This is a genomic window from Flavobacterium sp. MEB061, from assembly GCF_000834715.1.
GTDB lineage: Bacteria > Bacteroidota > Bacteroidia > Flavobacteriales > Flavobacteriaceae > Flavobacterium > Flavobacterium pectinovorum.
Window position 1 is genome coordinate 145,126 of the sequence record NZ_JXQR01000009.1, and the last position, 19,143, is coordinate 164,268.

General features: G+C 33.8%; 16 protein-coding genes. 6 read left to right on the forward strand and 10 right to left on the reverse strand.

Annotation, left to right across the window (positions count from 1 at the left end):
• Positions 1–41: 41 nt before the first annotated feature.
• From RT99_RS04885 to RT99_RS04895, 3 genes are all read right to left on the reverse strand, one after another.
• The gene (locus RT99_RS04885) at positions 42–695 is read right to left on the reverse strand and encodes an HD domain-containing protein (protein WP_042563612.1); all 654 of its coding nucleotides are present in this window, start codon (positions 693–695) and stop codon (positions 42–44) included.
• A 204-nt stretch (positions 696–899) separates the two neighbouring features.
• A complete protein-coding gene (locus tag RT99_RS04890; protein WP_042563613.1) occupies positions 900–1,892 on the reverse strand; it encodes an acyl-ACP desaturase in 993 nt (330 codons plus the stop codon).
• A 51-nt stretch (positions 1,893–1,943) separates the two neighbouring features.
• Positions 1,944–2,684, reverse strand: coding sequence for a 1-acyl-sn-glycerol-3-phosphate acyltransferase (locus RT99_RS04895; protein WP_042563614.1), 741 nt, complete (start codon positions 2,682–2,684; stop codon positions 1,944–1,946).
• A 154-nt stretch (positions 2,685–2,838) separates the two neighbouring features.
• On the opposite strand from RT99_RS04895, the gene RT99_RS04900 reads away from it, so the two are divergent.
• The 6 genes from RT99_RS04900 (at position 2,839) to RT99_RS04925 (ending at position 7,631) form a co-directional block, all read left to right on the forward strand.
• Positions 2,839–3,108, forward strand: coding sequence for a hypothetical protein (locus RT99_RS04900; RefSeq protein ID WP_042563615.1), 270 nt, complete (start codon positions 2,839–2,841; stop codon positions 3,106–3,108).
• Entirely contained in the window at positions 3,096–3,848 is a 753-nt protein-coding gene (locus RT99_RS04905; protein ID WP_042563616.1) for a zeta toxin family protein, read from the forward strand. The genes RT99_RS04900 and RT99_RS04905 overlap by 13 nt, the downstream gene beginning before the upstream one ends.
• 51 nt (positions 3,849–3,899) lie before the next feature.
• Positions 3,900–4,304, forward strand: coding sequence for a ribonuclease P protein component (gene rnpA, locus RT99_RS04910; RefSeq protein ID WP_042563617.1), 405 nt, complete (start codon positions 3,900–3,902; stop codon positions 4,302–4,304).
• An 80-nt stretch (positions 4,305–4,384) separates the two neighbouring features.
• On the forward strand, positions 4,385–5,182 hold the full coding sequence (locus RT99_RS04915; protein WP_042563618.1) for a DUF4349 domain-containing protein: 798 nt from the start codon (positions 4,385–4,387) through the stop codon (positions 5,180–5,182).
• Between the two features lie 3 nt (positions 5,183–5,185).
• Complete coding sequence (locus RT99_RS04920; RefSeq protein ID WP_042563619.1) at positions 5,186–6,823, forward strand: S41 family peptidase; 1,638 nt, start codon at positions 5,186–5,188, stop codon at positions 6,821–6,823.
• 4 nt (positions 6,824–6,827) lie between these two features.
• Positions 6,828–7,631: an OmpA family protein gene (locus RT99_RS04925; protein ID WP_042563620.1), complete on the forward strand. Its 804-nt coding sequence runs from the start codon at positions 6,828–6,830 to the stop codon at positions 7,629–7,631.
• 159 nt (positions 7,632–7,790) lie between these two features.
• On the opposite strand, the gene RT99_RS04930 is transcribed toward RT99_RS04925, so the two are convergent.
• From RT99_RS04930 to RT99_RS04960, 7 genes are all read right to left on the reverse strand, one after another.
• Positions 7,791–8,237 (reverse strand): GNAT family N-acetyltransferase, encoded by a 447-nt coding sequence (locus RT99_RS04930; protein WP_042563621.1) that lies wholly within the window; start codon positions 8,235–8,237, stop codon positions 7,791–7,793.
• Between the two features lie 120 nt (positions 8,238–8,357).
• Positions 8,358–8,999 (reverse strand): DUF1579 domain-containing protein, encoded by a 642-nt coding sequence (locus RT99_RS04935; RefSeq protein ID WP_042563622.1) that lies wholly within the window; start codon positions 8,997–8,999, stop codon positions 8,358–8,360.
• Between the two features lie 51 nt (positions 9,000–9,050).
• A complete protein-coding gene (locus RT99_RS04940; RefSeq protein WP_042563623.1) occupies positions 9,051–10,019 on the reverse strand; it encodes a DUF4837 family protein in 969 nt (322 codons plus the stop codon).
• Positions 10,020–10,068: 49 nt separating this feature from the next.
• Positions 10,069–11,904, reverse strand: coding sequence for a LysM peptidoglycan-binding domain-containing protein (locus RT99_RS04945; protein ID WP_052483572.1), 1,836 nt, complete (start codon positions 11,902–11,904; stop codon positions 10,069–10,071).
• 111 nt (positions 11,905–12,015) lie between these two features.
• Positions 12,016–13,203, reverse strand: coding sequence for a phosphoglycerate kinase (gene pgk / locus RT99_RS04950; protein ID WP_042563624.1), 1,188 nt, complete (start codon positions 13,201–13,203; stop codon positions 12,016–12,018).
• Positions 13,204–13,471: 268 nt separating this feature from the next.
• Positions 13,472–14,446, reverse strand: a complete 975-nt coding sequence (locus tag RT99_RS04955; protein ID WP_042563640.1) for a type IX secretion system membrane protein PorP/SprF — start codon at positions 14,444–14,446, stop codon at positions 13,472–13,474.
• A 43-nt stretch (positions 14,447–14,489) separates the two neighbouring features.
• Positions 14,490–19,143: T9SS type B sorting domain-containing protein (locus RT99_RS04960; protein ID WP_042563625.1), on the reverse strand; the 4,654-nt coding region annotated here is incomplete at its 5' end.

Consider the following 19,143-nt stretch of genomic DNA (forward strand, 5'->3'; position numbering starts at 1 on the left):
AATAACAACTAAAACTCAATACTGGGATTGAATACTAAAAATTACTTCACTCCTTCCCACTCCGCATAAAATTGTGCCAGGAAAGATTCCATAAAACGATGTCTTTCGGCGGCAATTTGTTTTCCGGTTTCGGTATTCATTTTACCAGATAATAACAAAAGCTTTTCGTAGAAATGATTTATAGTTGGAGCATTATTCTTTTTGTACTCCTCTTTGGTCATATTGGTTACTGGCGCAATTTCAGGGTCATATAAAGTTCTGTTCTTAAATCCTCCGTAATTGAAAGCTCTTGCAACACCAATTGCCCCAATTGCATCTAAACGATCTGCATCCTGAACAATATCTAATTCTATCGAAGAAAATTTCTTTTCGAAATTTCCGCCTTTATACGAGATATTTTCAATGATGTTTACCACATGCTGGATAATCTCTTCAGATACATTTTCAGATTCAAGAAACAAACGTGCCGTTCTGGGTCCGATGGTTTCATCTCCATTGTGAAATTTACTATCTGCAATGTCATGAAGTAAAGCTCCTAATTGAACTACCACTAAATCACAATCTGTACCTTTTGCAATTAAAAGTGCATTTTTATAAACGCGTTCGATATGAAACCAGTCGTGACCTCCTTCGGCATCATTTAGTTTTTCTTTTACGAATGCAATTGTTTTGTTTATTAGATCTGGGTTATTCATAGTTGTTTTTGTATTGTGGATGGCATGCGGATGACGCTGATTTAAGCGGATTATCGCTGATTTATTCTAATTATATTTTTTAAATAAAAAATGTTGATTGTCAAAGCTTTCACACTTCAACAATCAACAATATTTTTAATGTCAATATCAAAAATCAATTACAATATCAATTTTAATCTGAAATCAACAATCTAAAATCTAAAATTATAATCTTGCAGGTTCTACCCATTTAAATATGTGTGATTCCTGTGGAATTACTAATCTTTCTGAGATTCTTGCCATACGAGCCGGTAATTTCATTAAGTAATCACGTGCTTTTTCTGCTTCATCTGTTAAACCGGTCATTTTATCAATTTCCCACTTATCCATTAATTTCTGCATGATATCTACATAATCGCTTGCGGTATAAACCCCAATACGTTGTGCAGAATCAGAGAATTGTTCGAAAGCAGAACTTATCTTTTGACCTGATTCTCTTAAAAAGTGAGCCGGCATAACGATTTTTTGTTTCATCATGTATTGAAACGCCAACATCATTTCGCTAGGATCTACTGCAAAAATACGGGTTACAAATTCGCTATATGCATGATGATGACGCATTTCGTCGCCAGCAATCATTTTACACATTTTAGACAATTTATTATCACCAAACTTTTTAGCCATTTGAGCTACTCTATTGTGTGAAACGTAAGTTGCTAATTCCTGGAAACTAGTGTATACAAAGTTTTTGTAAGGGTCAGATCCAGTTCCAATATCAAAACCGTCGTTGATTAAATGCTGCGTTGTCATTTCGATTTCACGCATATTTACACGACCGGACAAATACAAGTATTTATTTAATAAATCACCATGGCGGTTTTCTTCTCCGGTCCATTGTCTAATCCATTTAGACCAACCGTTTCCACCGTTTTCCACTTGATTTATTCCCTCTACATCCATCAACCACGATTCGTATGTTGGCAAAGCTTCTTCTGTAATGGTATCACCCACAAGCGTAACCCAGAAATCATATGGCAATTCTTTGGCAATTTCACGTAATTCTCTAACCTCCTCAAAGAAATTATCTCCTTCAGAATTAGGCAGAAAATCTGACGGCTGCCAAATTTTTTCTACTGGAATTAAATACTGTTCAACGAAGCTATCCACGTTTTTTTCCAAAAACTGCATAACTTCTAATCTAATGTTTTTTATAGACATTACTAATTTAAGATTGGGATTTAAGTTTTAGTTTTTACTAAAAACGAAAATCTATTTATACTCATTTACTCCTTCTACTACTGCTTTTTCGGTCAAAGCCATTAACTCTGCAAAATCATAATCTTTTACAGCCAATGCTTTATGTACCGTAAAGGTAAGATGATTTCCTAAACCTACCGGGAAAAGACCATATTTTACCATTTTCCATGAATTATTAATACTCACCGGAACAATATATGCTGATGGTGCGTATTTACATAATATTTTTAACCCATTTTGGGCAAATTCTTTAGGTTTTCCGGTTTTACTTCGGGTACCTTCGGGAAATATTACTGCAGATCTTTTGTATTTTTCAATATATTCAGACAAGCCTTTGATTACAGGAATCGCTTGTTTAGGGTCTTTACGGTCGATTAGCACAGATCCTCCGTGGCGCAAATTATATGATACGCTCGGAATTCCTTTACCTAACTCCTTCTTACTTACAAATTTACAATGAAAACGTCTAAAATACCAAATCATTGTAATAATATCATACATACTTTGATGATTTGAAACAAAAATCAAAGGTACTCCGGTTGGAATTGTTTCTCTGTTTTCAATTTTATAAGTTGTTCCTACCAAATTGGTGCATCTTAAAAGCCAGAAATTTAAGTAATCAACGCTTTTTTTGTGCGCCTGATACCCAAAAACATTTAAGCAGAACCATTGTATTGGATGAAAGACCAATAAAACCGAACTGAATAACAAATAGTAAATTACGGATATGGGATACGAAATTATTTTTTGCATGCTTTAAAAATTAATGCCCAAAAGTAATAAATAAATTTTTAGCGGTATAAAAATTGAAAACAATAAACAACTCTAAGAAAATCAAATGCTGTAAAACATTAGCATAAAAAGAAAATAATGTAAATTTGACAGATAATTACTTATCCTTCTTGTTATGAAAAGTAAAATTGCGCGATATATTCTAAAACATCATAAAGAACAAAAAGATTTTAATGAAACAGAAATTTTAATTAAATCTGCTTCAAAGGGGTCAAGTTTTGCCATTAGGGAATCAAAAGCATTAGGGTTATCAATAAAATATATCTCTGGAAGAAAAATTATTGAAAAACTTCCCAATGGAGAAATCAAAGTTATTAGAGAAATTCAAGACAAACCTTTAATTGAAAAAGGATTAAAAAAAGGAATGGTTCTATGCAGAAAATAAAAAAAAGACTTCGCGTATTTGCCGGTCCTAACGGATCGGGAAAAAGCACTCTTTTTGAAGAGTTTTCAAGAAACTACAATGCCGGTCATTTTATTAACGCAGACTATCTTGAAAAAATCCTGGCAACAAAAGGATTAATAGACTTAGAGTCTTTTAATATAAGAGCTACAAACGAAGAATTAAATCACTTTTACTCAAAAGCTAGTTCAATTAGTCTTATTCAGAAATCTGAAGAAAAAGGTTTTAAAATAAATTTAGAGATAAAAGAGAACTTTATTGTTTCACATTCTAAAAACTCAAACAGTTACGAAGGATCTTTAATTTCTTCTTTCTTAAGAGATAAACTTATTGAAAACAATCAAAGTTTTTGTTTTGAAACAGTAATGAGTCATTCTTCAAAACTCAACGATATTAAAGACGCAAAAACTTTGGGATATACTACATATCTTTACTTTGTATGCATTGACGATCCGGAAGTAAATATTTCACGAGTTGAAAACAGAGTTAAAAAAGGAGGTCACGACGTTGATAAAGAAACAATTAAAAACAGATATTCCAGAACTCTCACCAATTTATTTCCTGCAATTGAAATCTCTGATAAAACCTACTTATTCGATAATTCAGGAGAAAAACTCACATTAATTGCAGAAATCTACAATGCTAAGTCGCTAAAACTTTATGTCGATGAGGTTGATTTTCCAAATTGGTTTAAAGAAAATGTATTAAATCATTTTGTTTAGTACTGACTATTGTACCTTTGCACAAAAAATTGCACATTTTTTCTGAATTAAATGAACTTTACTTACCCAAAAAACGAACGTTTAAAAAGCAAAACAACTATTGGATTACTGTTTTCTGAAGGAAAATCGGTTTCTAAATATCCGTTGCGTTTGGTTTACCGTCAAGCGGAAGCTGGTTCTGAAGAAAAAATTAAAATTGGAGTTTCGGTTTCTAAAAAATATTTTAAAAAAGCCGTGGATCGCAATTACTTCAAACGTGTTTTGAGAGAAACCTACCGACTGAACAAACATTTGCTTTGGGATAATCTGGAAGAGCCTTATTCTTTCATGTTTTTCTATCAGACAAAAGACCGTTTATCTTACGAAGAAATCAATACCAAAACAATTCAGTTGTTTGAGAAATTTCTCTTACAGATCAACAAAACTCCTGATTCTGAAACTAAAACTGAAATCTAGATCTCAAATAGCAACTTTATTTATCAATTTCGACTAAAAATTATAAAAAAATTGTAGTTTTAGCTCTTAATTGAAAATTTATGAGATATATTTTCTGCTTATTATTTTTTGTTACTCTCGCCAGCTGTAGTCCCGAAACTAAGAATGAAGTTGCTTCTGATCACATTTCTGCCATTACAGTTTCTGGTCCACTAGAACCAAAACCCGTAGGCGAACTTGTTATTCCTCAAAAAATAATTAAACAAGGTTATCTTAAATTTGAAACCAGCGATTTAGAGGAGACTTATAATCAGATTCAAAATGCGATTAAGAAAAATAAAGGAAATATTCAAAGTGATTCTCAGCAAAAGAATTACAACAACATAAGCAGAAATATTATAGTCCGTGTTCCAGGTCAAAATTTCGATGCATTTTTAAAAGCTATATCAAAAGGAGTTTCTTATTTTGATGAAAAAAACATCTCTTCTGAAAATGTCACAGCACAATACATTGACTTAAATTCAAGACTAAACACCAAACGAAAACTTGAAGCACGTTACTTAGAAATTTTAAAAAAAGCCAATAAAATAAGTGAGATCTTAGAAATTGAGCAAAAAATTTCGACCATTCGTGAAGAAATTGAAGCCAAAGAAGGACAGTTAAAATATTTGGAAAGCCGTGTTTCAGAAAGCACAATCTCAATTGATTTTTACAAAACAATAGCCCAAAAAGAAAGCATAAAAGTTTCATATGGGTCAAAAATCTGGAGTGCTATTAAAAGTGGATTTTACAGTTTGTCAGAATTTTTGATTTCAATAATTAGTATTTGGCCATTTATTATCCTATTCGTTGTTCTGGTTTATTTTATCAGAAAACGATTTAAAAGAAAAAAAGCATAAATCATGTATCCTTATCTTAAAAAGAAGTTCGTTATACCAGCCGTTGCCGCAGGATTTTTATTTATTGGAACCAGTTTCAAAGACGATTTTTTTGAAATAGCCAAACAAATAGAAATTTTCACCACTTTATTTAAAGCCGTAAATACCAATTATGTAGACGAGACTAATCCGGGTGATTTAATGGACAAAGCCATTAAAAGCATGTTGGGAAGTTTAGATCCGTACACGGTTTATTTTAATGAACAGGATGTGGTGAATTTCAAAATCAACAATACGGGAGAATATACCGGAATTGGTGCTATGATCGCCAGAAAGAAAGATCGTTTGATTGTTCGCGAACCTTATAAAAATTATCCGGCAGACAAAGCAGGATTAAAAGCCGGTGATGAAATTATTCAGATTGGTGATGTTTTAATTGCTGATTTTAAGGATGATGCTTCGCAATTATTGAAAGGAACCAAAAACACAAAGATTACGATAAAATACCTTCGTCAGGGAAAAACATTTACAACAGAGTTGGTTTTGGATGAAGTTGATATTAAGTCTGTTCCGTTTTACGGAAAAATAGATGATAAAACAGGTTATATCGTTTTGGCACATTTTAGCAGAAAAGCTGCTGTCGAAGTAAAAGACGCTCTTGAAAAGCTAAAAGCTGACGGAGCAAAACAAATAGTATTAGATTTAAGAGGAAATCCGGGTGGTTTACTAAACGAGGCTATTGATATCTGTAATTTATTTGTTCCGAAGAATGAAGTAATCGTAACAACGAAATCAAGAATTGAAAAACATAACAATACGTATAAAACTCAAAATCAACCAATAGATACCGAAATTCCTTTGGCAATTTTGGTAAACGGCAGAAGTGCATCGGCATCAGAAATTGTTTCGGGTGCTTTGCAGGATTTAGATCGTGCCGTAGTTTTAGGAAGCCGTAGTTTTGGAAAAGGTTTGGTGCAGCGATCTGTAGATTTAACCTACGGAACACAGCTTAAAGTAACTATCTCACGTTATTATACACCATCGGGCAGATGTATCCAGGCTTTGGATTATGCGCACAAGGATAAAAATGGCGTTGCCTTAAAAACGGATGCGAAAAACTTCAATGCTTTTAAAACCCGAAAAGGAAGAACGGTTTATGATGGCGGCGGTGTTTTGCCTGATATCGAATTGGATGAGGCAAAAATGAGCCCTATTACGACCGCTTTATTGAAGAATGACGGAATCTTTGATTATGCAACAAGCTATTACTATAAAAATCCAAATTTGGGCGACAAAATCCCTGTTCTTACTGATGCGGATTATGCCAGCTTTAAGCAATATCTGAAAACAAACAAGATTACTTTTGATACTGAAACAGAAGTAGCTTTGAAAAATACTTTGGCTGCAGCCAAAAACGAAAAAATAGACGAAACGATCGCACCGGAATATCAGCAGTTATTAAACGCCTTAGAGAAAAGTGAAACTACCTTATTGGATAAAAACCAGAAAGAGATTAAAAACCTGATTCAGGAAGAGCTTATTAAAAGATACCAATATCAGGAAGGTTTATATCAATTTTACATTAAAAACAATTCAGAAATTAAGAAAGCGGTGAGCGTTTTAAATAATCAAACTGAGTATAAAACCATTTTAAAAATGTAAAAAAATGAAAATTTGTAAAGTCTTATTTATATTCTTTACGCTCAATTTATCGGCACAGCAAAAACCAATCGAAACCATATTCTTTGATTTTGATAAATTTGATCTTACTGAACAACAAACAGGCGTTGTTTCGAATTTTATAAAAAAAATAGATACTTCAAAAGTGGAATCTATACAAATCTATGGTTATTGTGATGATCGTGGAGATGATGACTATAACTTTAGATTGTCTAAGAATCGCGTTAGTACAATTCAAAACCTGCTCGTATTGAAGGGTTTTAATCAAAGCAAAATAGTTATTCTTGAAGGTAAAGGCCGGGTAATTTTAAAACCGGATACTGTAGACAACCTAAATGAAACACGTTCTAAAAATCGGAGAGTTGATTTAATCGTTGTAAATAAAAACAGTTTCGGAAAAGAAGTTTATAGTTCTTTTAAAAACAAACTAAAAGTTGGCGATAAAATTTATCTCGACAACATTCTTTTTGATATTGGAAGTTCAAAACTAACACACAATTCTAAAAAAGAATTAGATAAAATAGCAACGATTTTGCAGCATCAAAAAAATATTCAGTTTGAAATTCGAGGTCATGTTTGCTGCACTCCCGAAATTTATGGTGACGGAATTGACAAGGAAACTAAAGAAAGAAGACTTTCCTGGAATCGTGCCAAAACCGTTTTTAAATATCTTTTGTCAAAAAAAGTATCTTCCAGCAGAATGACTTTTCAGGGTTGCGGCAATAAATATCCTTTGGGAAAAGGTGATAATTATGATCGCAGGGTTGAATTTTGTATTACGCAAATCTAATTTTATTTTTTCAGGCAAACCCAAAAAGCTACATTATGGCTTAAAGTTAAGCTTTAAACGAAATTAGTAATCGTTTGTTTATTAATATCTTATTTTTTAAAAAATAACAATTTTTTGTTTTGAAACAATGTTGCATTAGTGAAAAAAATAAAAACTTTATTAACCCCGAATCATTTCTATATGCGGAATATCATCTTCAAGGTACATTTCACTTGATTGAACAAATCCGTGGCTTTCGTAAAATTTCTTTAAGTACAATTGCGCACCAATTGTAATTGCATCTTTACCAAAATTAGATTTAATTCCTGCTATTGCTTCACGCATTAAATCATGCCCCCATTTTTTATCCCTGTAATTGGCATCCACTACTACTCTTCCAATCGATGCATTATCAAAACTAATTCCGGCATCAAACAAACGCGCATAGGCAACAATTTTGCCATCGTATTCTCCAGTAAGGTGCAATGCTTTTTGGTCTTTACCGTCTATATCTAAATAAACACAATTTTGCTCAACCACAAAGATCTCACTTCTTACTTTAAGTAAATTATATAACTCATGAACACTTAATGCCTCAAAAGGCTTTATTTTCCATTTTAATTCCATTGTTGTTTTTTCATTTATTCAAACAACTAAATTACTTGAAAAATCTTTATTACTATTATTTTAAAAAAAGAAATCCCGATTACAAGTTGTAATCGGGATTTTCTGATTATTTATATCTGCTTATTTCTTCTTCATTATAATTTCCATGCTTTTATATTCTTCGCCGTTTTTAACATCAAACATTTCCATTTTACGGGTTTTTGGATCAACAATTGTATATATTTCCCGATAAGGTGTTTTTTTTCCGTTTACGGGATTTACCATATCGCCTTTAAATTCCATACTTTTTGTTTTCTCATCAAACTTACCCACAGCAACCATCATCCCTGTTCCCATGTTATCAATAAAAGTGGTAGTGTACTCTTTGCTGGCATTATTATAGGCCAATGTGCTTTTACCCTGAAACGGCTGTCCCATCATTGTGCCACTATAATTTGCTTCCTGATATCGACCGCCAAGAATCATTTTAATGTTTGCTGTTGAACTTGCTTTTTCTGGTTTACCATTTGGTTCTGACCAAAAAGTCATATCACAATTCCATGTTCCGGTTTCATCAGCCATTAATTTATGTGCGTTACCCGGTGTTGCATATTCTGCCCAGGCTTTCATTTGTGCAGCAGAATCTAAAGGCTGCTCAATAGCTTGTTCTTTGGTTTTGATAGTATCTGTAACCTTTTCATTTCCAGACTCTGTTTTTATTTCCTTTTTACAAGAAGTAAAACATCCTGTTAATATCAATAATGTTAGATAGAGATTTTTCATAAATAATTGATTTATTGGTTATTAAATCAAATGTACGAAAAATATAACAAATTATCTTTTCTCAATTTTAACTGATTTTATAATGGCTTCGAGCTCCAGCATTAGGTCTCTTTCCTGATTAGAAGGCGAATAACAAAACCCTTCAATAACCAAGATTCTCCTTGAAGCTTCGTCAATAATAGCGTAGTTTATAAAAGGCCCTGTCATGAAATCATTCTTTAACTCCCAGGTTCCTTTGGTTTCATACGTTTTTTTTCTGTCTAATATTGTTGTCGAAAAGTATGGTGCATAAGCTTCTCCCGTAATCATTGGCGTGTCTGGCTCACGTCCTTTTATATATCGTCCTACTGAATCTCTCATACGCACAATATTGCCCACAATATCTGAACCTTTGGTAAGTCTGCGAATTGGAATCTGATAAATCAGTAAACTTGTATTCCCGCTGATGATTTCCTTTTTCAGCCACATAAAATTCTTTTTATGCAACATATATTCGTAACCGTAGGGAATTTGCAGATCGATGTGAAACTTGTTTTTTATTACCGCCGGATTCAACAATGATTTGCTGTTGTCCTGTTGGATTTTTTGAATTTCGGCATCGCGAATCATCTTGATAATTTGTGCCGAATTTAATTCGATGCTACAAATAATATCTTCAACAGATTTACCGTAAATACGGAACGTATTGTGTGGTAATGTTTCGCTGTGTTTGATTTCAAATTTATCTGTTGCAGCTTTTTTTACTACAATGATACTTCGGCTATCGGTAACAAATCCTTCTAATAATTTAGCCGGATATTGATTGATGGTAAACAGTGGTTCTTCCTGGGTAAGACCCCAAACCGGAGAAGCAAATTTATTTCGAATGGTATCGCCTACTTCACCGTACCACAACTGATCGTCGATGATAACTGATATTGTGTTTGTTTTGCCGGAAACAGGCTGAGGCTGTTTCTCATTTTTAAAACAGGAAACAAACAAACACGAAAGTAAAAGGCATAAAAAATGGGTTTTATTCATTTTCTTAGTTTAATGAAATAAAACCCAAATTTAGTTAAGATTTTTTTTATTATCCGTTTATTTTAAGTTTCATTCCGGGTTTAATATCTCCATCTTTAATATTATTCCATTTTTTAATATCTGAAATTGTTACTCCAGGATATTTTTTAGAAATACTATACAATGAATCTCCTTTTTTAACGTAATAATCTTCTGTTATATTTTTAGCCGAAGCTGTTTTTTTTCTGAATGAATCTATTGAGCTTGAAGCTACAGCAGTATTTGTAGCAGGTGTTTCATTTTCGATAACTATTTCTTTGCCAACGATTAATGATTTTCCTAATCCAATATTATTAGAAGTCAGGTTGTTCAATTCTTTTAAATCTGCAATTGATGTATTGAATTTTTTAGCAATACTTCCCAAATTATCTCCGGCAGCAACTACGTATTCAAGGTTTTTACCGCCTTTATCGTTATTGTCTGCAGACGCAAGTGCTTCTTCAGATTTTTTATCAACTTCAGGAATTACTTTTAACTCTTTTGGATTTTTTACAATCGAATCGTTGTTTGATTTGATTTTTAAAGTTTTACCTAGAGCCAGTGCATTACCTTTAAGATTGTTCCATTTTTTTATCTCTAAAATCGAAACATCATACTTATCTGCAATCGAACCAAGGTTGTCCCCTTTTCTAACTTTATAATATTGTGTTTCTGTTGTGGCAACGGCATTATCCAGTTTAGCTTTTCCTTTTGGTGAAACTTTTAAAGCTAATTGTTTTGGAAGTCCTTTATGTTGAGACTGATAAGCTACGTAATCATAAATCTTATCTTCGTTGTTCACAAAAGTTGCAATTTTATCTTTCGGCAAACGTAAAAAGTGTGGCTCGTTTTGATAAAATGGAACAACATTTAATTTATATGAAGGATTTAAAAGTTGTATTTGTGATTGTGGCATGTCTAACAAATCGGCAATTTGCTTGAATGACATTTGATTTTTAATTTGAACTGTATCTGTTTCAAAGTTTTTAACTACAGCTCTTTCAGGATTTATTCCGTGTTCTTTATGAAATTCAAAAAGATACATTGTTGCTAAGAAAGCTGGAACATAACCTTGAGTTTCTTTTGGAAGATGGTTACGAATATCCCAGTATTTTGTTTTTCCGCCAGAGCGACGAATGGCTTTTGTTACATTTCCAGGTCCTGAATTATACGATGCAAGAACTAACTCCCAATCACCAAAAATTTTAAACATTTTAGTCATATATTCAGAACAGGCAGCAGTTGATTTTAAAGGATCGCTACGTTCATCTATATACGAATCGATTTTAAGATCGTATTGTTTTCCGGTTCCGTACATGAACTGCCAGATTCCGGTGGCGCCCATTTTAGAAACTGCTTTAGGGTTTAAAGCAGATTCTACAACGGCTAAATACTTAATTTCTAAAGGAACGTTTTGTTTTGCAAAGGCGTCTTCAAAAATTGGAAAATAATATTCTGATAAAGCCATTAATCGTGAAAATGATTTTTTACGATTTTTAAGAAATGACTTTATGATGTTTTCTAATCCCTGATTATATTCGATCTCAAAAGGCGATTTCTCATTCATCACCTGAAGTCGCTGTTTAAGCAATTCAGTTGGTAATTCTTCATCAACAGAAATATCTGTATTGATGGTTTGAATGTCTTTCGTTAAATCATCATAGATATCTAAACTCACTAATTCGTTCATCCAAAGACTGTCTACACGGGTACACATTAGATCTTTTTTGAAAGAGTTTTTAACTGAATCTAAATAAGAGACTTTAACATCTGGCTTAATTTCTAAATCTGCTTTTGCAACATCTTGTGCAAAAGAAGCTACAGAAAAGAAGACAGAAACCGCTAATGAAATTTTCCTTATAATCATATAACATTTATTTAAAATTCTATAATTCAAATAATTACAGAGTGATTACTTTTTGCAAAACTAAATAGTTTATCCATAAAAACTATCTAAAAAAATGTTAATTGTGAAATTTTAGTCTAAAATCGCAGCGATTCCAGGTAAGATTTTTCCTTCTAACATTTCTAGCATTGCCCCGCCACCAGTGGAAACGTAGCTCATTTTATCTTCAAAACCAAACTGTTTTACTGCAGCAACAGAATCTCCTCCTCCAACTAGTGAAAAAGCTCCTTTTTCTGTAGATTCTGCAATAAATTCACCTAAAGCGATAGTTCCTTTTGCGAAAGATTCCATTTCAAAAACGCCTAATGGACCATTCCATAAAATTGTTTTTGACTCTAAAATTACTTTCTTGAAATTCTCTAATGATTTAGGACCTGCGTCAAGACCTTGCCATCCGTCAGGAATTGCTGTTACGTCTACTACTTGTGTATTTGCTGTGTTTGAGAAATCATCTGCAGCTATAACATCAACCGGAATATGAATCTGAACTCCTTTTTCTTTGGCCAATCTTAAAATTTCAAGTGCTAAATCTTGTTTGTCATCTTCACAAATAGAATCACCAATTTTTCCGCCTTGTGCTTTAACGAATGTAAAAGTCATACCTCCGCCAATAATCATGTGATCTACTTTATCAAGTATGTTTTCGATTACGGTGATTTTTGAAGAAACTTTAGATCCGCCAAGAACTGCTGTAACTGGTTTTTCGCTATTTTTAAGTACTTTGTTTAAGCTTTCTATTTCTTTTGCCAATAATGTTCCGAAGCATTTTTCTGTTGGAAAAAATTGTGCAATAATTGTAGTTGAGGCGTGCGCTCTGTGTGCAGTTCCGAAGGCATCGTTTACGTAGATGTCTCCAAGTGAAGCTAATTCTTTTGCAAAAGCAACATCTCCAGCTTCTTCTTCTGCATGAAAACGTAAATTTTCAAGTAATAAAACTTCTCCTGGTTTTAGATTTTTAGCTGCAGTTTGTGCTGGTTCTCCAATAGAATCAGTTGCAAACTTAACTTCAACTCCTAAAATTTCTGAAGCTGTTTTTAAAATATGTTTTAATGAGTATTTTTCTTCTGCTCCTTTTGGTCTTCCTAAATGTGACATTAAAATTACACTTCCACCTTGCTTTAAGATTGCATCAATGGTTGGTTTTGCAGCTTCGATACGTGTTGCATCTGTTACATTAAAGTTTTCATCCAAAGGAACATTGAAGTCTACACGGATTATTGCTTTTTTATTTTTAAAGTCGAAATCGTTTAAAGTTTTCATTTGATAATTTTTTAATTTTTTGAAAGAATAACAAATATAGAACTTTTAGTGTAGTATTAAATTCGAAAAATATAAAAATAACCTACCAATAACAACGAAAACGTTGTAAATTAAGAAAACAAACAAATTTATTTTAAAAAATATAAAATTGTTTAGCAGAATATTTAACAATTAAAAGTTACTGTAAACCAAATAATGGCCTTTCATTTTATAGTAAAACGAAAAAATATAGGATTTAGTCTACAGTAAATCTTAAATGTAAAATTTATTAATCGTGTACCGGACTTTGTGTACAAGGACAGTTACTGATTGATCCGAAGAAATCGAATCCGATAGTGATCGAATGCGTTCCTGTGTTATAATTACCAAGATCGTTGAACATTACCTGATACGAATATCCGAAGTAAAATTTAGATTTCATGAAACCTAACATTGGCCCAACTGATAATGGTTTTGGAAACTGGTCGTTTAAGAAACGATATGAAACCCCAATCCAATAGTAATCTTCGTAACGGTTGTAACGTCTGTACTTGAAGTTAAAATCAGTAGTAGAACGCTTATCGCTGGCAAAATATTGGTAGTACACAGATGGTTCGTATTCGATACGGCTATTTTCTCCGTCTTTAAAAATCATACCTGTATATACCTGATAGTTAGAAAGTAAACTTGGTTCTAAACCACGGTATCTGTCGGTGTTTTTTTGCAATACGTTATTTGCATTAAAACTTAAGTAAAAATTCTTATTACGGTATAAAGCACTAATGTCAAAGTTGTTATTTGATGTATAACGATTATCTGTAACGGACGGGTCTAAAATTGGATGTTCAATTGTGTTATTGAATTCATCTATATCAATTTTAAACGTATTGAAGTTATACGAGATACCAAAAGACAAGTACTGTTTTGAATAATAATCTAAAATCAAGTGGTGCGCAAATGAAACTTTTGCACCCGTTTGACGTGTATAACCATTTTTATCATTATACAATGAGATACCAACTCCTGAACGATCTAAAACTCTAAAATCAGCATACAAAGATTGGTTTTGAGGCGCATCTTTTATTCCAACCCATTGTGTAAGTCCATTAAGACGAATTCTAAGGTTATCACCAATACCTGCATAAGCGGGAGAAAGCACAAAAGGGTTATCAGCTAAATACTGAGTAAATACCGGTAGGTTTAGCTCTTGGCTGTAACTTGTTGTTACAGCCATGAGTACTAAGGATAAAAATAATTTTTTCATTGTAATAATTTTTTTAGATAACATAATTTGGGGCTCTAATTTGTTATCTGTATAAAGTGAAATGTCCAACAAACTCTCTATTGTCTTTCTCGTCATTTAGTTTAAGAACATACCAGTAATCACCAGAAGGTAATTCCTCTCCGTTATATCTACCATCCCATTTTTGACCATAGTGGTATTTCGCAATTACACGACCGTATCTGTCGAAGATTGAGAATTCAAGGTTGTTGTAAATATTAGTACAACCAGGTCCCCAATTGTCATAAACACCATCTCCGTTTGGAGTAAAGTAATTGTCAAGACAAACATCAACATAAATAGCAGGAACGATAAGCTCAAACGTACAACCGTTTTGATCTCTAACTATTACTTTATAATCTCCAGATTTGTAGATTTTGTATTTGTTAGAAGATGTAAATGGCTCTCCATTGAAACTGTATTCGTAAGCCGGAGCTCCACCTGAAGCGGTAACAGAAATGATATTCATCTCTTGCTGACCTGTAGCTTTAACAGCACCTAAGGCAGTGTAAGCCTTAATACTAAAGTTAGCAGTTGGCACTTCACAACCATTTGTATGTCTTGCAACTACATAGTGTGTACCCGGAGCAACATTTGTAAAGATGTTACTTGGCTGGTAAGTTGCACTTCCGTCAAGAGAGTAATCAACATCAGCAGGGTTTGTTATGCTTTCATCAACTGTAATTACTACCATGTTTGCTTGCGTATTGTTAACACAGTCGTAAGTTACTTCAGCAGTTGGGTTAAGAACTACTGGTAGCGGCATGTTTTCAACAAACTCATTGATACAACCTCCGGCGTCTTTAACATAAACTGTATGAACACCTCCTGAAAGATTAGTAAAGTCAAATATTGTCTGACCTACTGCTCCTTGTGTAAATGGCCCGTTTTTAACATCAAGACTTACACTATATGGTCCTGTTCCGCCTTTAACTTCTATGCTAAACGCTCCATCTTTATCGTCTTTACAAACTTCAGGAATCATTGAGTTTGCTACTTCTGTTACAATAAGAGGATTAGGTTGTGTAATTTCTATATCTTCTTTCCAGTAACATCCATTCTCATCTTGTACAATTATTGTATATAAACCAGCTGCTAATTTATCAAATGTGCTAATGAAATCAAACTGATTTAAATCAGGTGAAATAGCATATTTAATAGTTCCTGTTCCTCCAGTTGTCGTAACAACAATTTTACCATTGTTTTCACCGAAGCAAGTAACATTAGTTGGAACAAATGTTGGTTGTAGAGCTGCTGCTGGCTGAGTAATTTCAGCATTAACAGATGTTTGTTTACAATCTCCACTATCAACTCTTACTCGATAATTTCCTATAATTAGGTTTTCGAATCTTCCGTTATCTTGTGGACCTTGAACAAGAACACCAGCACTAGTTTCTAAAGTATAACTATAGTTACCTAAGCCACCTTTTGCTTCAGCAACAATAACTCCAGTTGCTTCACCAACACATTTTACTACTGCGTTTGTGATATCTAATTCTACTGTTAATGGAACTAAAGGATCTATTTTAATTTCATTAGAAATTGTTGCCACACAACCATTAACGTCTCTTACATAGTATTGGTACGTTCCCACCGGTACTGAGAAAGTAAATGGAGTAGTAAATGCACTATAGTTAGTACCATCGCTACTATAGCTATACGGACCTGAACCACCTGTCGCACTTAATGTAAGTGTTGACAATGTATTACATGTTTGTGATGAAGCCAATACTAAACTTGGTATAACTTCTGTTGGCTCTGTAATATCAATTTCAGCAGATATTGCAGAACAATTGAATCCGTCTGAAACTGTTATGCTGTATTTTCCAGCTCCTAATCCAGTGAAAACCGGATCAGATTGCGGGCCAGAAACAATAACCGGTGTTGCTGACAGGATGTTTAAAGTATACATATAGTTACTTCCTTGTCCGCCAGTTGGAGGGTTAACCGTTATTGTCGCAGACTTATCACCAAAACATGATAATGTTGTAACACTTGGAACCGCACTCACAATAATTGGATCTGGAACTTTTAACGTTACTGTAGTTTGAGCAGGACAACCTTTGCCATCTTTGGCATTAATTGTATATACTCCTGCACCTAATCCAGTAAAGTTACCATTAGTATTAGAAGCTACTAATTGTCCCAATAATACTAATTCGTATGTATAATTACTATCCCAGCCACCTGTTGCAAATGCAGAGATTTCTCCATCATTACCAGGAATACAAGTGATTTCTGATTTAGTTGTAGCCACCGTCAATTTTACAGAAGGTTGTGCAATACTAAACACAGTTCGTACTGTACATTCCGGACTTGCTTTTAACTTAGCAATAACACTATATGTACCGGCAATTAAGTTTGAAATCAATACTGGACCTGCATCAGTTGTTGTACCTGAAATCGAGTTTGTACCATCTGTAATTGTATAATCGAAAGGTCCGGCTTCATTTGATGGATTAAGTTGATTATCAACGAATGTTAATTCAACGCTTCCATTACTCTCACCAAAACAAACTTCTTTTACAATTGGATTTGCTTTAATCTCAAATGTATTAGGCTCTGCAACATAGTGCGCTTTTTGTATGCTACATCCCGTTGCAGGATTTGTAACTGTTATAATATAGCTTCCTACAGTTAAACCTGTGAAGTTACCGTTAGTTTTCGTTTGGTTGTAAGCATTATCCGTACCAGTTACATTGTAATTTAACAGAACCGGTGTTCCTCCTGTAGAAGTAACTGAAACTGTTATTTCTTCACTTGAAATACAAGTAATAGCTACATTTGAAACATTAACTACATCTAAACTAATAAATGGATTAACTCTCACTGTTCCTACGCTTGCACCTGAACATCCTGCATCATCTGTAACTTTTACAGAATAGTTACCACCTAAGTAATCTGTTTCTGTAAATACTGACTGAGGACCATTTTGAACTGAAACTCCATCTCTGAAGAATTCATAATTATTATAGGTTTTAGATCCACCTGTTACAGTACCTACTGATACTGTAGCATAGTTAGAAGTATTTGTACCAGTTGCACAACCGTATTGAACATGTACCGGAGCACCTACTGCAATTGGATCGAATTGGTTAATTCTAACATCTTCTGAAGCTTTACAACCTCTACCTGAAGTAACCGTTACAGTATAATCTCCAGCTTCAAGGTTTTCAAAGATAGGACTCTCCTGAGTACCTACTGTTGGCAGACTAACAGGAATTCCTAAAGCAGTAGTTCCCGTTAATTTATACACATAGATTGGGTTATCATTTACACCTGTTTCGTCAATACTAGCTGTAATAGAACCATTATTTCCGCCATTACAAGTTACATCCGTTTTCGCTAATGCAAGTCCTTCAATCTCTGTAGCCGGAGCGACAAATACATTCTCTATAACAACACAATTAGTAACAACATCTCTCACTCTAACCACGTGGTTTCCTGGAGTAACAGTATTGAATTCTGCAGGAGTAGTTGTAACAATAAATCCACCATCTAGAGTATAATTGTAATTTCCTGAACCACCTGTAGCAGTTGCCGTGATAATACCAATATTAGTATTTACACAGTCTGGCAATGCAGTAATAATAGCTTCTAATTGTAATGCTGGTGCAATTGTTACGGCAGCGGTCACAGTTACTTCACATTGATTAGCATCTCTTACTGTAACATCATAATTTCCAGGAGCATTTACTGTAAATGTATTGCTTGATTGGAAACCATTTCCGATACTATATTCATAAGGCGATACACCATTACCTACAGTTACTGTAAACGTATACTCACCTGTCGCAGATGGACATTGACTTGCCACATTTGTAGTAATAGTATTTGGCAACGGATCTAGTACAATTGTAATTGGAATAGATATCGTACAATTTTTAGAATCGATTACGTAAGCTACCCAGTTAAAGCCTTTTGCAGGATCTAGCACAGCATTATTGCTGTTAGAATAATCTGCAGCTGTAACTGTATCTGTATCTAAAATGAATGCATATTTATAATCTGGAGTTCCTCCGGCTGCTACAACAGTAACCTCGGCACCAGTTTTACAATTAGCACGCGTGTTTTTAGTTGCAGTTAATGATAATGCCACTGGTTGACCCACAGTCACTGAAGCAGAAGCTGTACAACCTGTAATATCATCTCTAACCTGAACTGTATATGTTCCTACAGGTAAGTTAGTTAAGGTAACCACTTTACCAACCTGAGTTAAAGTACCCGTTGTTGGACCAGCTGTTAACGTTGCTGTATAAGTACCTGCGAAATTATCTACATCAAATTTCACTGAACCATTTGCCTCTCCGTTACAAACTACATCGTTTATTAACTGACCTGCAGTTGTAATATTGATTAAGGCATCAACAGTATATGTAGCTTCATCTGTACAGCCATTTGCATCTGTAACTTTGAAAATATAAGTTCCAGCTGATAATGAAGTAAAGATTCCGTTTGCAGCACCTGATACATTTGTAATAGCACTTGCTGGAGAAGTGATCGCATAAGTTAGGGTACCAACACCATGACTAACTGTTACAGTAACTGTACTTGTTGTATTTGCCGCTGGTGTACACCAGATTGGTGTTCCGCTTACATTATCAATTGTTGGCGGATCAAGTGGCTGAACAGTTGCGTTTACCGGAACTGCTATTACACAGTTATTAGCATCTTTAACT

Excerpts from the sequence above, each read along its gene's own strand:
- RT99_RS04945 (WP_052483572.1), bottom strand. The coding sequence starts at position 11,904 with ATGATTATAAGGAAAATTTCATTAGCGGTTTCTGTCTTCTTTTCTGTA.
- RT99_RS04895 (WP_042563614.1), bottom strand. The coding sequence starts at position 2,684 with ATGCAAAAAATAATTTCGTATCCCATATCCGTAATTTACTATTTGTTA.
- RT99_RS04930 (WP_042563621.1), bottom strand. The coding sequence starts at position 8,237 with ATGGAATTAAAATGGAAAATAAAGCCTTTTGAGGCATTAAGTGTTCAT.
- RT99_RS04905 (WP_042563616.1), top strand. The coding sequence starts at position 3,096 with ATGCAGAAAATAAAAAAAAGACTTCGCGTATTTGCCGGTCCTAACGGA.
- RT99_RS04925 (WP_042563620.1), top strand. The coding sequence starts at position 6,828 with ATGAAAATTTGTAAAGTCTTATTTATATTCTTTACGCTCAATTTATCG.
- RT99_RS04900 (WP_042563615.1), top strand. The coding sequence starts at position 2,839 with ATGAAAAGTAAAATTGCGCGATATATTCTAAAACATCATAAAGAACAA.
- RT99_RS04955 (WP_042563640.1), bottom strand. The coding sequence starts at position 14,446 with ATGAAAAAATTATTTTTATCCTTAGTACTCATGGCTGTAACAACAAGT.
- RT99_RS04890 (WP_042563613.1), bottom strand. The coding sequence starts at position 1,892 with ATGTCTATAAAAAACATTAGATTAGAAGTTATGCAGTTTTTGGAAAAA.
- RT99_RS04920 (WP_042563619.1), top strand. The coding sequence starts at position 5,186 with ATGTATCCTTATCTTAAAAAGAAGTTCGTTATACCAGCCGTTGCCGCA.
- RT99_RS04885 (WP_042563612.1), bottom strand. The coding sequence starts at position 695 with ATGAATAACCCAGATCTAATAAACAAAACAATTGCATTCGTAAAAGAA.
- pgk (WP_042563624.1), bottom strand. The coding sequence starts at position 13,203 with ATGAAAACTTTAAACGATTTCGACTTTAAAAATAAAAAAGCAATAATC.
- RT99_RS04935 (WP_042563622.1), bottom strand. The coding sequence starts at position 8,999 with ATGAAAAATCTCTATCTAACATTATTGATATTAACAGGATGTTTTACT.
- RT99_RS04915 (WP_042563618.1), top strand. The coding sequence starts at position 4,385 with ATGAGATATATTTTCTGCTTATTATTTTTTGTTACTCTCGCCAGCTGT.
- rnpA (WP_042563617.1), top strand. The coding sequence starts at position 3,900 with ATGAACTTTACTTACCCAAAAAACGAACGTTTAAAAAGCAAAACAACT.
- RT99_RS04940 (WP_042563623.1), bottom strand. The coding sequence starts at position 10,019 with ATGAATAAAACCCATTTTTTATGCCTTTTACTTTCGTGTTTGTTTGTT.